Source organism: Paenibacillus sp. FSL M8-0212 (genome assembly GCF_038004645.1).
Taxonomy (GTDB): Bacteria; Bacillota; Bacilli; order Paenibacillales; family Paenibacillaceae; genus Paenibacillus.
Map to the genome: position 1 here is coordinate 307,272 of NZ_JBBORP010000001.1, position 15,593 is coordinate 322,864.

At 47.8% G+C, this 15,593-nt stretch carries 11 protein-coding genes and 1 tRNA gene; 2 read left to right on the top strand and 10 right to left on the bottom strand.

Going from position 1 to position 15,593, the window contains the following annotated elements:
• Positions 1-104 precede the first annotated feature (104 nt).
• On the top strand, positions 105-3,728 hold the full coding sequence (locus MKX68_RS01315; protein ID WP_340908533.1) for an S-layer homology domain-containing protein: 3,624 nt from the start codon (positions 105-107) through the stop codon (positions 3,726-3,728).
• 333 nt (positions 3,729-4,061) lie between these two features.
• Here MKX68_RS01315 and MKX68_RS01320 read toward each other — a convergent pair whose 3' ends face one another.
• The 3 genes from MKX68_RS01320 to nrdR all read right to left on the bottom strand — a co-directional run bounded on the left by MKX68_RS01320 (position 4,062) and on the right by nrdR (position 7,565).
• Positions 4,062-6,152, bottom strand: a complete 2,091-nt coding sequence (locus MKX68_RS01320) for an S-layer homology domain-containing protein (protein WP_340908535.1) — start codon at positions 6,150-6,152, stop codon at positions 4,062-4,064.
• A 688-nt stretch (positions 6,153-6,840) separates the two neighbouring features.
• Positions 6,841-6,913 (bottom strand) — tRNA-Ala (locus tag MKX68_RS01325).
• Positions 6,914-7,097: 184 nt separating this feature from the next.
• Positions 7,098-7,565 carry a transcriptional regulator NrdR gene (nrdR, locus tag MKX68_RS01330; protein WP_026081166.1) on the bottom strand — a complete coding sequence of 156 codons (468 nt, stop codon included), beginning with the start codon at positions 7,563-7,565 and terminating at the stop codon, positions 7,098-7,100.
• Positions 7,566-7,681: 116 nt separating this feature from the next.
• Here nrdR and MKX68_RS01335 point away from each other — a divergent pair, with 116 nt between their 5' ends.
• The gene (locus tag MKX68_RS01335) at positions 7,682-7,903 is read left to right on the top strand and encodes an alpha/beta-type small acid-soluble spore protein (RefSeq protein WP_017689472.1); all 222 of its coding nucleotides are present in this window, start codon (positions 7,682-7,684) and stop codon (positions 7,901-7,903) included.
• 82 nt (positions 7,904-7,985) lie between these two features.
• Here MKX68_RS01335 and MKX68_RS01340 read toward each other — a convergent pair whose 3' ends face one another.
• The 7 genes from MKX68_RS01340 to pstB form a co-directional block, all read right to left on the bottom strand.
• Positions 7,986-8,549: a lytic transglycosylase domain-containing protein gene (locus MKX68_RS01340; RefSeq protein WP_036609809.1), complete on the bottom strand. Its 564-nt coding sequence runs from the start codon at positions 8,547-8,549 to the stop codon at positions 7,986-7,988.
• Positions 8,546-9,142, bottom strand: coding sequence for a dephospho-CoA kinase (gene coaE, locus MKX68_RS01345; protein ID WP_036670004.1), 597 nt, complete (start codon positions 9,140-9,142; stop codon positions 8,546-8,548). Before coaE ends, MKX68_RS01340 begins: the two co-directional genes overlap by 4 nt.
• A 9-nt stretch (positions 9,143-9,151) precedes the next feature.
• Complete coding sequence (locus tag MKX68_RS01350) at positions 9,152-9,925, bottom strand: manganese efflux pump (RefSeq protein ID WP_244898316.1); 774 nt, start codon at positions 9,923-9,925, stop codon at positions 9,152-9,154.
• Positions 9,926-10,067: 142 nt separating this feature from the next.
• Complete coding sequence (gene mutM, locus MKX68_RS01355; protein ID WP_036669994.1) at positions 10,068-10,895, bottom strand: DNA-formamidopyrimidine glycosylase; 828 nt, start codon at positions 10,893-10,895, stop codon at positions 10,068-10,070.
• Positions 10,896-11,013: 118 nt separating this feature from the next.
• Positions 11,014-13,668: a DNA polymerase I gene (gene polA / locus MKX68_RS01360; RefSeq protein WP_340908540.1), complete on the bottom strand. Its 2,655-nt coding sequence runs from the start codon at positions 13,666-13,668 to the stop codon at positions 11,014-11,016.
• 236 nt (positions 13,669-13,904) lie between these two features.
• Positions 13,905-14,564, bottom strand: coding sequence for a phosphate signaling complex protein PhoU (gene phoU / locus MKX68_RS01365; RefSeq protein ID WP_017689478.1), 660 nt, complete (start codon positions 14,562-14,564; stop codon positions 13,905-13,907).
• Between the two features lie 63 nt (positions 14,565-14,627).
• Positions 14,628-15,383 (bottom strand): phosphate ABC transporter ATP-binding protein PstB, encoded by a 756-nt coding sequence (gene pstB / locus MKX68_RS01370; protein ID WP_036609821.1) that lies wholly within the window; start codon positions 15,381-15,383, stop codon positions 14,628-14,630.
• Positions 15,384-15,593 lie beyond the last annotated feature (210 nt).

Below are 15,593 nucleotides of genomic sequence, written 5' to 3' on the forward strand. Positions count from 1 at the left end.
TGACGAACATAATATATATAGTTGGGCGCTTGTAAAACGCTTCCAAATATGGTGCAGGTGAAACCATGAGCGCACCGACCAAAAAATAAGGAGGATTTTCATTTATGCCAAAACGATTTAGTAGAATGCTCGCGTTCCTCTGTTGCTTCATAATGGCAGCGTCGCTAATGCCTACGAGCTATGCTGCCGACAATGAAGACATCGAGATCGCAGCAGTAACGAATGAATCACCGACTGCCATTTTTGGCACTCCCGAACTCGGGTCAAACGACCCACTCTGGAGCCAAACCATGGAACATCACATCAACAAAAGCACTGTGCCCAGCGACCCAAGGCCCCATGCCACGGGCACAGCCAGAATCCTCTGGGATCATGACTACATATATGCCCGCGTAGTTGTGAATGACAGTAATCTATATCAGGGAGCTGGCGCAGATCACCGGTATGACAGTCTAGAGTTTTATGTCGGCACCGGAACCAGCGGCTCTAACCAATGGCGCGTCAGCTCGACGGGTGTGTTTTCAGGGCAGGCCGCTCCAGGCAGAGCTGCATGGACCCAGATCACGGAAACAGGATATATCGTGGAGATGAGAATACCCAAAAGAAATTTGATCTTACAGGAGGGAATGCTTACCTTTGAGGTCTATATCAATAACTCGACAGAACAAGGCGCTGATCGCTATGAAGTCGTTTCCTCTTTTGGAATTCCCGACGCGGCTTATACCAGCTCTGATTCATTTACAGACAGCCTGCAGCTCATTTCAGCCAATGAAGTCGACACCAGATTTTCAATCACCGCCACTGCGGGACCGGGCGGCTCTATCATGTCCAACCCACCCGGCGATGTTCTCAGAGTTGATCGGGGCTCTAACAAAGACATTACGTTTACCCCTGATTACGGCAAAATTGTAGATACTGTAACAGTAGACGGCGAGACCGTGACTCTCTCTGCTGGCACGTATACCTTTTCGAATATTGAGGCTAACCATACCATTCATGTGACATTCAAAAATGATCCGGACGCGGGGATACTTCCCTTTATCGTGTGGAATGACAACTTCGCCAGTGGCGAGTACACAACGGCTGTTATCATTGATTTAGGCGAGGGGAAGTCGGCGTTAGGCTCCGCGCTTAATCCGGACTTGTTTGCCTTATCAGCTAGGAACACGACCCTGAACGGCGAAGCAGTGACCTTTGAAGGGACGCGCAAGATCACAAGGGTATACGCTAATGACGAGCCAAAGGTACGCGGCTATGTGGGGCAGGTTAGCAATTCACCAGATTATCAGGACGGACTGGCGAGCGGTCGTTACATCGTTGTTGAGTCCGAGTTTTATTCAGAGAGCGGCGGCAACACAACGCTGGATGGCAGCAGTAACTCGACAAAGCAGGTTTACACCATTGTCCAAAAAGGTGAAATCGTACTGACAGAGGGGAGTCCACTTCGCAACGTGGTTTTTGAACAGGAAAAAGTTGTGAATCCGATCCTTGACAAGTTTACAACATTCACGGACAATTCGGTCAATCGCTCGCTCTACCTTCACAAGGATGAAGACGGTAAAGTGATCAAAGGATTGCCGCTGTATGTTTATACTCACGGCATGTCACGCGGCGGCACAAATGCTGCGACAGACCAAAAAGCGGCCATGAAATCCGCCAACGGCTCGGTCGCTCTAATGAAAAAGATGGAGCAAAATCCCGATAAGTACGCCAGTCATGTACTGAATATTTCCTATAATGGCGTATCTGTTCCCTCAACAGAAAATGTTAAGAAGGTCATAGACGCCCTGATTGCCAGCGGTGAAGTAGATCCTAATCGTGTTTACGCGGCGGGCTTCTCCTGGGGCGGCCAGTATACAAACAACTTAGTTAACAGCTATCCTGGCTTCTTCGCTGCCGCTGCACCTATGGCCCCGGTAAGCGGATCACCGAACGCTAAGGACAATGACGCTCACAACAACCTGGCCTATTGGATGTTTTTAAATGCTCATAATGTTGGAGGCTACCAGACTAACCTCAATAACTTCATCAATAACAATATGCCGAAAATGATCAACGCAAGGGCTTCACGCTTTGAGAGTAATGAGGCTCTTACGTGGCCCTACAATCAATTTGATCAGCCGAATCTGAGGCCTAATCCTGCCAATACACCTGTTCTGGCTGATTATATAGCGCATGAAGTGGAAGCAGCGGTTCTTTACAATCAGATCACTATGGGAACTTGGAGTATAGTTCCTACGGCGCAGTCCTCTAACTTGCCGGCTTGGAACAATGACTACACAGATGTCTTTGATTGGATGTTCGCGCAGAGAAAACCGGTCGTACCCGGTGCACCGAGCGGCTTCAAGGCGACAGCCGGTAACGGACAGGTCACATTGAGCTGGACCGCCCCTGCTGACGACGGTGGCAGTCCGATATTAGGCTACAAGGTAAGGTATGGCAACGTGACGCCGGTCACACTGGATGCGACGGAGACCCAATATACCTTTAAGAACCTGACAAACGGCCAAGACTACAACTTCACCATCATCGCAGTGAACGCGAAGGGCGACGGCGCGGAGATCAGTGTGACGGCCATGCCGATGAAGACGACGACTCCTACCGTACCTGGTTCTGGTGGTACTACGGGCAACAACGGTAATACAAGCAACAGTGGTAATACACACAACACTAACAATACGAACACCGGGACAGACGCTGGAATGTCGAAATCGACCTACACATTGAATACACCGAAGGATAAACCCGCTATCACAGACAAAAATGGCAACACCACCCTGCCCGGCGGCGGCACGATTACGACCAAGGGAGGGACGGAGATCAAGGTGCCCGAAGGCACATCGATAGACTCAAACGGTAAGGTAACCATTCCGGCAGACAAGAGCGCCGAAGTGACACTACCCGCCAGCAACAGCACGGTGACCATTTCTGGCGGCTCGACGATCGCGAGCGACGGTACAATCACAGTAGTCGGCAAAGACGCGCATGTGAACCTGCCAAACGGCAACCAGGTGCTTATCCACGGCGGATCGAAGATACGGAGCGGCGGAACGGTTGTGGTAGGATCAAGCGGCGCAAGAGTTGGCTTAGACAACGGCATGTCGCTGAACATCCGTGAGGGTACGGAGCTGGCGTTTGATGACGCCATCCCACTGGGCTTCCTCGTGATATCGGGCAATCCTTTCAGGGATGTCAACATGGACGACTGGTTCTACAACGATATAAATTTCGCCTACACATACGATCTTTTCAACGGCACGACGTCCACAACGTTCTCACCGGGCAACGCAATGACGCGTGCAATGTTCGTGCAGGTACTGGCCAATCTTGAGAACGTAAACCTCTCCAGCTACACGAGTTCCCGCTTTAGCGACGTGACGGACGGACAATGGTACACCGCGGCAGCCGAGTGGGCGGCCGAAAAAGGCATAATCAACGGTACAAACGCAGACCTGTTTGACCCCAATTCACCGATGACGCGCGAGCAGATGCTGGTAATACTGTACAACTACATGAAGTACAAAGGCTATGAGATACCTGAAAGCCACTCTAAATCCTTCACGGACGAGAGTGAGATCAGCTCCTGGGCGTTGGAGGCCGTTCAGACACTGCGGGACATCGGCATTGTAGTAGGCAAGCCGGACAACTTTTTTGCTCCCAAAGCCACCGCCACCCGCGCCGAAGTAGCCACGATCTTTGTAAGATTCGTCGAATATTCGGCTAAGTGAAAGCGACCTGTCTCGGCTATGATAGGTACTCCACTAGAACATTGTGCGTCAATTACCTACATTCGTTATTAGCCACAGAGAAACAGAAACAAATTTTCCTGCTGTGACATCAGAAACATTTGATTCCAACAAAAAAAACGGCATCTCTGCCGTTTTTTTGTCACACTCTTATTGAGCCTAAGGAAATAGAACCCCCTGACCTCATCCCTGCCAGCAATGGAACGGCTGTCCGACGTGGTTCGATTAAAACCGTGGAAGCCTTGTCCTGACTAGGTTTTTTCCATTTCATTTCCGATCTATTCACACTAACGGAGTATGACATACTGCAATCCATTAAGTTAGTGAATCCAACAACGACTTCACCTGCGGATCAAGTCTCAGTGCGTTCAAAATGATCTGGAGCGCTTCTGCACGAGTCGCCATGCCTTTAGGATCGAAGCGATCCTTTTCTTTGCCGTTGACGATGCCCGCTTGCGCTGTTGTTCTAATTTCACTTGCTACGTAGGACTGATTCAGATCAGTGAAATAGCCTTTGGATGTGTCTTTCGCCACGTTATTCAGGTTAATGATACGAGACAACATGATAATCATTTCTTCACGTGTAATCGTCTGCTCTGGCATGAATGTACCATCCTCATAGCCTGTGATTACCCCTAACGCGGCAAGACTTACGATCGTATCTTTCGCCCAGTGTTTGTCGAGGTCTTTGAACGCCACATTACCGCTGATATCAGTTTGGATGTTGAATGCGCGACTCAGCATCGTAGTGAATTCTGCGCGTGTAATCGTTGCATTAGGTCTAAATGTGCCATCCTCATAGCCTTGAATCAACTGCAATTTCAAAAAAGTATCGATCGTTGGTTTTGCCCAGTGCCCATGAGTATCCGCAAAATCCGCCATCGTATTCTCTTTCTCTGCTGCTGCAGCTAGGGCATCAAGTTTTTCGACCAGGCTAGCGCTATTCAAAATGTTGCTGTTAAATACATCTACCGTCGTCGGTTTAGGCTGAGGTTCAGGCTTCGGTTCAGGCTGCGATGATGAGTCCTTAGGGGGTAAAGGTGGTACCCATGTGCCTCCACCGCCAGGAGTTGCCTTCGCTGCAAATGCATACGATAGGGTCACCGTCGTGCCTGTGTTATTCGTCACTGTAGCCGTGTTGCCATTGATCGTTGCCGTCGTTAGCGTGGTGGCAAATGTATATCCACTCTCCGCCGTCAATGTTACGGAAGCCGTGTAGGACGTATTTCCGCCGAATGTCGTCGCAGCTGGACTCCATGCTACAGTTCCAGCCGTAAATTTCGCCGTTCCTACATTTGCTGTCGTACTCGGTGTAGCTCCAGTCACAGGTGCAGTGACCGTAATCGCTGCGCTGTTAATCTCCGCTGCTGTTGCTGCAAATGCATACGATAGGGTCACCGTCGTGCCTGTGTTATTCGTCACTGTAGCCGTGTTGCCATTGATCGTTGCCGTCGTTAGCGTGGTGGCAAATGTATATCCACTTTCCGCCGTCAATGTTACGGAAGCCGTGTAGGACGTATTTCCGCCGAATGTCGTCGCAGCTGGACTCCACGCTACAGTTTCCGACGTAAAGTTCGCTGTGCCGACATCTGCTGCCAGGCTTGGCATAGCTCCTGTCACAGGGGCTGTCACCGTAATCGTTGCGCTGTTAATTAATTCGACTGAACGTAATTTGACGTATGCAAATCCTACGAATGTGCTAGTATCTCCGTCGAAACTGCCGCGCCCCGTTATCGCACTAGGCGCGCTATTTTCAGTATTCGTCCAATATTCGTAAGTTCCACTCACAATGATCGTCCCGCCGATACCTGCGCCACCCTGACTACCAGTGGCAGTTATAACACCGCCATTTATCGTAATCGTCCCATTACTACCTCCGATACCCGCACTATACAGACCACCAGTGGCTGTTATAACGCCGCCATTTATCGTAATCGTCTCACTACTACCTCCTCCGATACCCGCGCCACCACTCTGACCACCAGTGGCTGTTATAACGCCGCCATTTATCGTAATCGTCCCACTACTACCTCCGATACCCGCGCTATACAGATTACCATTAGCCTCCAGCTTGCCCATGCTTGCTCCAGTAGATTGTGCAAAAATCTTCAAGCTGCCAACAGAAACATAAATTCCGGCATCGTAGTCAGTCCCGGACACCGTTACATCGCTGTTATCTTCAAGGATAATATGGGCACCGCCCCCTACCATAATCGGGCTAGACTTAGTCCATGAACCACGGAACAAATACCAGCCGCTTGAAAGGGTAGAATAATCCTCAAAATTGTTGCTGTCGATGATCGTTACATCAGCTTGCGTTTGTTCTACGCCGTTCTCGTCTAAATACGTTACCCCTGTACTCGCCGATACGGTCGATGCTGCCGACGGAAGCATTGATACGATCAACGTTACAATTAATAATATCCGAACGAACAACTTCCATGCTGCTATCTGGCTTATTGAACTAAATCGCCATGCTTGGGTATTGGGTCTTGTATCTCTCATCTCTAACACCCTCCATTAATAAAAAACTAGTAACGATTAAACGAGCACAATAAATTCTAGTAAACTGTAAATATTCGAATCTATATCTTTAACCGCCACCTCCGACTTGTCAGTAATCCCAACGAAGACTCATAAATGCTGCAATTTTGATCGCGTCATACGGCTTTAAATGAGTCCTCTCTATAACCCTTAATAAGCCTTTTTCCGATCCAATTCGTCTGTTGTAGGATAAAATTACGTCAACATTCATCATTATATTTTATCAAAAAAGCTATCTCATAGATGAAATGTAAAGAAAACTTTAAACTTCACGATTCAAGGGAGGAGAGGTCATCGCCTAGGTGCATGGTTACGAATCTTCCTGATTTAATTTTGGAAAAAGAAAAGAGTCGAATGCTCATCAATTTCATTCGACTCTTGCGAGAACAACCTATCATGTGTAGGTTCAGTAATATAATATTGAATGGAAATTTATTAATTAAGACTTCGTTCCCAAGTTCAAAAAATTCTGCTCGAAGAGTACAATTTCTGATTAATAAAGCAACAAAAAAAACCCTTGCTATACAAGGGTTTCAACGATTTTAAGGTATGGAGCCTAGGGGGATCGAACCCCTGACCTCATCGCTGCCAGCGATGCGCTCTCCCAGCTGAGCTAAGGCCCCAGGATATGAAATAGATAACTAGTCCAACACTGCAACGTTCCACAGGCGACTCCTATATCATATAAAATCCAGCTTTCGCTGTCAATCACTTTTTAAGATCCAAAGTGATTGGAGAAGAACAACCGATTTCTCTGGTACACACGGACTGGAACTCCAGACTGCTCTTCTCCCTTTCCCCACTTCACTAATCCTCCAGATTGTCTTTGGACAACAGGGATTTCAGTTCTTTCATGAACATATTGATATCTTTGAACTGACGATACACCGACGCAAAACGGACATACGCCACTTCATCAACTGGAAACAACTGTTCCATCAATAGCTCACCAATCTGGCGACTCTCAACTTCAGCATCAGCTGTATTACGCAGAGATTTCTCCACTTCAGATACCATCATCTCCAGCGTCTCAACGGAGACTGGACGTTTCTCACAGGCACGAATAAGCCCGCGAAGAATCTTGTCCCGGCTAAACTCTTCCCGGCTGCCATCTTTCTTGATGACAATCAATGGAGTCTCTTCAATCATCTCAAACGTTGTAAATCTTCGGGCACACTGCTCACACTCACGGCGACGACGAATGGATTTTGCTTCGTTGGCCGGACGCGAATCAAGCACTTTGGTACCCATATAACCGCAATAAGGACACTTCAAATCAGATCACTTCCCACGTTTTACTTTTTACCACATATTCCCTGTACTGATTTTGTAATGAAAAACGCATTGCCGACACATAATACTTTTACCAACCCGCGAGGAGGTGAACAGCAATGGCACAAAGCAATGGTAACTCCAACAACTTGGTGGTAACTAAAGCTTCCGCAGCACTCGAGCAAATGAAATATGAAGTTGCTCAAGAACTCGGAATCAGCATCCCACAAGACGGATACCAAGGTAACATGACTTCTTACGAGAACGGTTCGATCGGTGGATACATCACGAAGCGTCTGGTAACAATTGCAGAACAGCAATTGGCAGGTCAATACCAATAATATCTGCATCGTAATACGCTACACAGAGGAGCATGGAGCGGCCGGTGAACAACCGGCCTGCTCTGTGCTTCTACTTATATACTTAGAACGTATTATAGATCTTTACATACTGATTATAATAGTAAATGACTCTTTGTACATAGTGACGCGTCTCACCAAACGGAATATCTTTCACTGTATCAAACGAGCCATCCCATACACCATCTCTAAGCCAACTGTTTACTTTGCCTGGTCCCGCATTATAGGCAGCGATCATAACTGCTTCATTGCCATCGAATTGATCGGACAGATTCCGCAGATACCATGTGCCTAATTGAATATTTCGTTCAGGCTCGTGCTTTAATTCCTCCAGCGAAGTGTCGGGAATTTTGGCTTGTTCCAGTATCCAATTCGCCGTGTCCGGCATCAGTTGCATGAGCCCAATGGCACCTCGTTTGGATTCTTTGCTTGTCTTAAAATTGGTCTCCACCTTGATAATGGAAGCAATCAGAAACGGATCAACCTCATAACTCTGAGATTGGGCACGAATCTCTTCCTTATAATGAATGGGATAGAACCATGCCATCCAGTTTGTATTCAGAAATAACACCAGTACAAAGGACACAAACATCAACAGCAGTACACGTTTCTTGCGCAATATTCTCATAACAAACCCTTACGCTGTAGATATGAGTCAATTTGCTGCTCCGTCGCAGACCATAAGCCGCTGTTATCGATGACAATGTCTGCCAGCTGTTTTTTGCGCTCAATATCCATCTGTACATCCATTCGAGCCTCAGCCTGTGCTGCAGTCATTCCATCCCGACTCATCAAGCGATCTCGTTGCACCGATCTCGGGACATATACGACCATGACTTCCTCGAAACCGTCCTCCAGACCTGATTCGTAGAGCAATGGAATATCAGACACCACAAGTTTATCCGGATGTTGCAATTCGTATGCAGCAGCCCGTTCGCGCATCTCTCTTCGGATCGCCGGATGTGTAATAGCCTCCAATGCCTTTCGTTCCTCAGGTTGTTGAAAAACAATGCTTCCGAGCTTTTTCCGATCCAGTGTTCCATCTTCGTTCAGTATGGCTTGTCCAAACCGCTTAACAGCGGCGGCCAACACGGGATGCCCGGGCATCATAACTTCCCGGGCAATAACGTCTGCATCGATGAGCAACGCTCCCTTACTGGCGAGATAGGCGGAAACACTGCTTTTGCCTGTCGCGATCCCGCCGGTTAAGCCTATATTCATCGTTTCACCTCATAACAACTTCATTATTCCCATAATCATTAACAATAGCGCTGGCAATACAGACAGTCTTCGCATCCAGCGCAGAGCTGAGAATCGTAATCCCACCTTCATGCCGAGTGACAGAAAAGCCCCACTAAACAGTGCAATAATGAGTGCTGTCCATAGTGTAGGGAATCCCAGAAGTGCCGCTCCCAAACCTGCTCCAAACGCATCCAGAGACAGGGCAATACCTAGCCACATCGCTTCTTGAGCAGAAATACTCCCCGAGTTATCCATATCCGCCTTGGAGGGACTGCGAAGAATCTGAATGACAACGCCCAGCTTGCGCAGCTCCAGTGTAAATACCATTCGTTCCAGTGATCCATTTGAAGCCGACTGCTCCAAATCCAGTGCAAGCACCTGATTTCTGCCCTTTGAATCCGACAGTCTCTCTTGTGCTTCTCCCACTCCAGTTACCGTTGCTTCTGCTGCCTCACCCATTCCAGTGTCTGTTTCCAGCTGTTCTTTGCCTTGCTTTCGAATTAGTTGCAACAGTGACCATGCACCAATACCTATCAATATAACGGCTCCCACGATCGAAGCGATATCCGGTGACACCACATGGGACAACAACACACCTACTTGCATCGACAAGGCAATAACCAATCCCGAACAGATCGAAATAACAGCGATAGATAACAGGGGAATCTTAGTCCTCCGTAACCCATATGTAATCCCGACTCCAAAACCATCTAAACTAAGCGCCAAAGCAAGCGCCAGCAATGAAATAAAATGATGCAGCACCCCGGACTCCTCCTCTGTGCGGTACTCGTGCCAACTGAAGATGCCAGTATGGGTATACGCCCGCTTATTTCTGCCATATCAGTATATGGAGGGAGGAATCCAAGGGTGCTATGATTTCATCATTTCGTTCATTCAGTTCATGTTACAGCAGCTGACAGTTCGGACAAAAATGCGTGCCACGGCCACCAACCACCGTTTTTTCAATTAACGTACCACAAGTTGTACAAGGTTCTGATTTGCGTCCATAGATTTTCAGTTGATGCTGGAACATCCCCATCTCACCCTGTCCATTCACATAGGACTTGATGGAAGATCCACCTGCATTCACTGCATCTTGCAACGTAGCCACAATCGCTTCATGCAGCACCGTTAACTGAGCTTCGGTCAGTGTCTTGGCGATGGTCTCGGGATGGATACCTGCGCGAAATAGAGCCTCGTCCACATAAATATTCCCGATACCAACCACATATGCCTGATTTAAAAGCACAGCCTTGATTTTGGTTGTACGCTTGCCAACCGCCTCGCGGAATGCAGTTACCGTAAAGGCTGGATCAAGCGGCTCCAGTCCCAGCTTCAGCAAAGGTTTGGACACCAGTTCCTCACCTGCATTAAACAAATGCATCGTACCGAACTGACGCACGTCCTTATAACGCAATTCCGTACCATCATTAAAATGGAAGATCACATGTGTATGTTTCTCTACATCTTCATGCTGCTCGTACACACCGTACCTTCCTTCCATCCGCAGATGGGAGACAAGCACCAGCCCGTCCAGCAAAATACGCAAAAACTTGCCGCGGCGCTCCACCCCAATGACGGTATGTCCCGCGAGTTCCATTGCAAATGCATCTATGTCGTCCGGCCGCTGAATAATCCGCGGCAAGCTAACGGTAACATGATCAATCGTTTTGCCCACAATAAGTTGATTCAATGTTCTTCTGACTGTTTCGACTTCCGGCAATTCCGGCATGATGTTCTCACCTCCCCTATATTATAACGGAAGATGGCGCTCAGCGGGACCCTTTTCTTATATCTCAAACATGGAAGGGCCTATTGTAAAATACCGGAAAAACCGCGCAACACTTGATTTATTTCGCTTCGTACCAGTTATCACCAAAGCTGACTTCTGCTTTCAGCGGAACCGACAGTTCCAATGCTTTTTCCATGACAGAAGGCACTAATTCCTTCATCAATTCCAATTCATCCGCAGGCACTTCGAATACAAGTTCATCGTGCACCTGAAGCAACATACGGCTCTTCAACTTGCGTTCCCGCAGCGCTTCATCCATCTGTACCATGGCCAGCTTAATGATATCTGCCGCAGTTCCCTGAATCGGTGTATTCATCGCCGTACGCTCTGCGAAGGAACGCAGATTGAAGTTACTGGCATTAATCTCTGGCAGGTAGCGACGTCGCTCCAACAGCGTTTTGACGTAACCATCCTGACGAGCTTCCTTCACAATGTCATCCATATATCGGCGGACACCCTGGAACACTTCAAAATACTGATCAATAAACTGCGCGGCCTCTTTACGTGTAATGTGCAGGTTCTGTGATAAACCATAATCACTTATGCCATACACGATACCAAAGTTAACTGCCTTGGCGGAACGACGCATATCCCCATCCACATCCTCAGGCTTCACGCCAAATACATCCGAAGCGGTCTTTGTATGAATATCCATATCGTTGACAAACGCTTCCTTCAAGCGCTCATCGTCCGAAATGTGTGCCAGTACACGCAGTTCAATCTGGGAATAGTCTGCTGCCAAAATGGACCACCCGGGTTCCGAAGGAACAAATACCTTCCGGATTTTGCGACCTTCCTCCATCCGAATCGGAATGTTCTGCAAGTTCGGGAATTGACTGCTAAGTCGTCCCGTTGCAGCAATGGTCTGACGATAATACGTATGCACCTTGCCATCCCGATCGGATATCTCTTTCAGTAATCCTTCCACATAAGTGGATTGCAGCTTGGCAAGCTGACGATATTGCAGAATATGCTTGACCACATCATTATAAGGAGCCAATTTCTCCAATACTTCCGCATCTGTGGAATAACCCGTTTTGGTTTTCTTCACTACCGGCAAGCCCAGTCTATCAAATAAAATCTCACCCAGTTGCTTCGGTGAATTCAGATTAAATTCCGTTCCTGACAGTTTGTAGATCTCAGCCATCAACCTGCTGATCTGTTCTTCAAACTCACTACCCAAAGCCTGAAGATCGGCTGTATTGGCCTTGATGCCCTGTTTCTCCATGTCCGCCAATATGCGTGACAACGGCATCTCCAGTTCATGGAACAGCGAATTCATCTCATCCGTTTCCAACACCTGCTCCTGAAGTGGAATAATGGCTGCGACAGCAGCAGCTTTGCGGCATAGGAAATCACCCAAGATCTCTACTTCCGGCACCTTGTACTTGGCCCCTTTGCCCATAACCGTGTCATCCTCCACAAGTGATGGCAGACCATACTTGGTCGTGAGTCCACTAATCGTCTGGTTGGATTCCGTTGGATCAAGCAAATAAGCTGCCAGTTGTACATCAAATGACGCACCAGCGAATTCAATGCCATGCGCATGCAGGGCCAGATCTACACGATGAAGATCATACCCGCGCTTGGGCTGCTCTGAATTACCAAGCCATGCCCGCACTGGAGCCGCAGCATCGGAATGAAGCAATTCGGGAGATATGAACGTATACGTTCCAGCGGAACCTAGAGCTAGTCCAACCAATTTCGCTTGGTGCGGGTTATCCCCATGTGTCTCCACGTGGAGGACATCAATGGAATCCAGTGAACTGAACAGCTCACTGATGTTGTCTTCTGTTGCAATGGAAGACTCCACCTCGGCAGCAGGGACCGCTTCCTGTTCAGAACCGATGCTGCCACTGAACGACAGACGTTCGAGCAAGGATTTGAATTCCAGCTTCGCCAATGCAGGGCCAGCATGTTCTTCTTTTAATCCAGCGAATTGCATATCCTCCCACGTCTGCTCCAGCGGAACTTCCCGGTGAATCGTCGCGAGTTGTTTGCTCATCCGGGCATCTTCGGCATGGGCCTCAATCTTTTCCTTCATCTTGCCTTTCAGCTCACTTGTGCCGTTCAGCACATCCTCTACCGATCCGAACTGGTGCAGCAGCTTTAACGCTGTCTTCTCTCCAACCCCGGGAATCCCTGAAATGTTATCGGACGCATCACCCATCAGACCCTTGAGATCAATGATTTGCAGCGGCGTCAGACCATAACGCTCTTTAATCTGAGCAGGATCATACAGCTCAATATCGGTTACCCCTTTACGCGTCAGCCCGATATGTACATGTTCGGAGGCGAGCTGGAGCATATCTTTGTCACCCGATACAACAAGCACCTGTCTGCCCGCTTCATCTGCGCGTTTGGTTAACGTTCCGATGATGTCATCCGCTTCAAATCCAGCCAGCTCAAACTGAGCGATGCCAAGTCCTTTCAGCAGTTCTTTGAGCAAAGGGAATTGCTCTGACAACTCTGGTGGTGTTTTCTCCCGTCCGCCCTTGTATTCCTGGTACCCTTCGTGGCGGAACGTGATTTTGCCTGCATCAAATGCAACCATAACATGTGTAGGCTTATGCTCTTCAAGCAGTCTCAGCAGCATCGTAGTGAAGCCATATACCGCATTGGTATGCAGACCTTTCGAGTTGGTCAGAGGCGGCATTGCAAAAAACGCCCTGTAAATAATGCTATTTCCATCTATGAGAATAAACTTGTCCATTCCAGCACCTCGCGTATTATATGGTCAACCTCTTCAAATTACATCTACTCTCATGATACCATACCCACCTGTCACATCAAAAAGAATAGCCTCTTTCACTTCACATTTAATCGCAAAAAAGAACCTTCTCCACAGACAGCTGTACACAGCCTACCTGAGAGAAAGTCCTTTTCCATTCATATGATTGCATTACTTAATCAGTACTGATTCCCCAATTCCCCAAATCAATACTCTTCCTATTGATTCAGATCCGGACGTTTACCTGTCACCAGGTATACCGTGCTCTCACCAATGTTGGTTGCATGATCGCCAATCCGTTCAATGTAACGTCCAACCATCATTAACAGCATAGCCTGAGAAGCCTGATTCGGGTGCTCTGTCATTAACGTGTAGAGATCACTGATCATGTGGCTATACAGTTGATCGACCTGATCGTCAGTTTGAGCCATTTTATAGGCCAGATCTGTGTTTTCTTTCAGGAAAGATTCGATGGATTCATCAATCATGGATTTCACGATTTCTGCCATTTGCGGGATATCCACCAGAGGTTTAATCAGTTTCTGTCCATCCATCCGGAGTGTCACCTTCGCCACGTCGAGCGCAAGATCTCCCATACGCTCCAGATCACTGGAGATTTTGAATGCCACGATAATACGTCTGAGATCCTTTGCCACCGGCTGTTGTGTGATGATCAGTTTGGAGCCAAGTTCCATAATTTTGTCTTCAAGGGCATTCAGATTCGCATCATTCTTGATGATGACCTGAGCTTTCTCCGCGTTCATCGTTTGTAAACTCTCAATAGCACCATCCAATGCTGCTCCTACATGTTCACCCATTTGTTTGAGCAAGGTACGCAGCTCTTCAAGCTCCTGATCAAATTCTTTTCTGCGAATCATAGATTTCATGTCCTCCTTATCCATCTTCTCCGGGTATGCCGGGGTCATTCCAATTCAGCTCGCTTAACCGAACCTTCCAGATATATAATCCTCGGTCCGGGAATCTTGCGGTGTGGAGAATAACGTCTCCGTATCAGCTGCCTCCACCACTTCACCATTCAGGAAAAATACCGTGCGTCCAGATACCCGTGCCGCTTGGTGCATATTGTGGGTAACCATAACGATCGTGTACTTGTGATGCAATTCCTTCACTAACTCCTCAATCTTCAATGTGGAGATTGGGTCGAGTGCAGACGTTGCTTCATCCATCAGCAGAACGTCAGGCTGTACAGCCAGCGCCCGTGCAATACAGAGACGCTGTTGTTGTCCGCCGGACAAACTAAGTGCCGACTTTTTCAATACATCCTTCACTTCATCCCACAGTGCAGCATGGACAAGACTTTGTTCCACCAACTGGTCCAGTTCAGCCTTTTGGGTTACCCCGTGCAAGCGCGGTCCATAAGCGACGTTATCGTATATGGATTTTGGAAAAGGATTCGGTTGTTGGAACACCATGCCCACTCGTTTGCGCAGTGTCTCCACTTCAATCTCATTACTGTAAATGTCAGAGCCATTCAGCATAACCTGTCCTTCCACACGAACACCCGGAATCATGTCATTCATCCGGTTTAACGTTCGAAGCAATGTCGATTTACCACAACCTGACGGCCCGATGAACGCAGTAACGGTTTTTTCCGGCAGATCCATCGATATATTTTTAAGCGCGTGATGCGTATCATAGTATAAATTAAGATTTTCAATGTGAATGAGGTCCTTCATGGATGTTCACTTCTCCTTCGCTGCAGGGACACGGAAACTCCCTTTACGTTGAGACCGATACTGATAATCTGTTATCGCTGCTCGGCCATCTTTAATATCCTACCCTTTCATTGTAAAAACAGTATCACTTTCATGTTAACGGAATGTAAAAAAGACATCCTTAACCTTCATGATCTGCTTAATGGATCAATCTGATTCCTGATGTCTGCC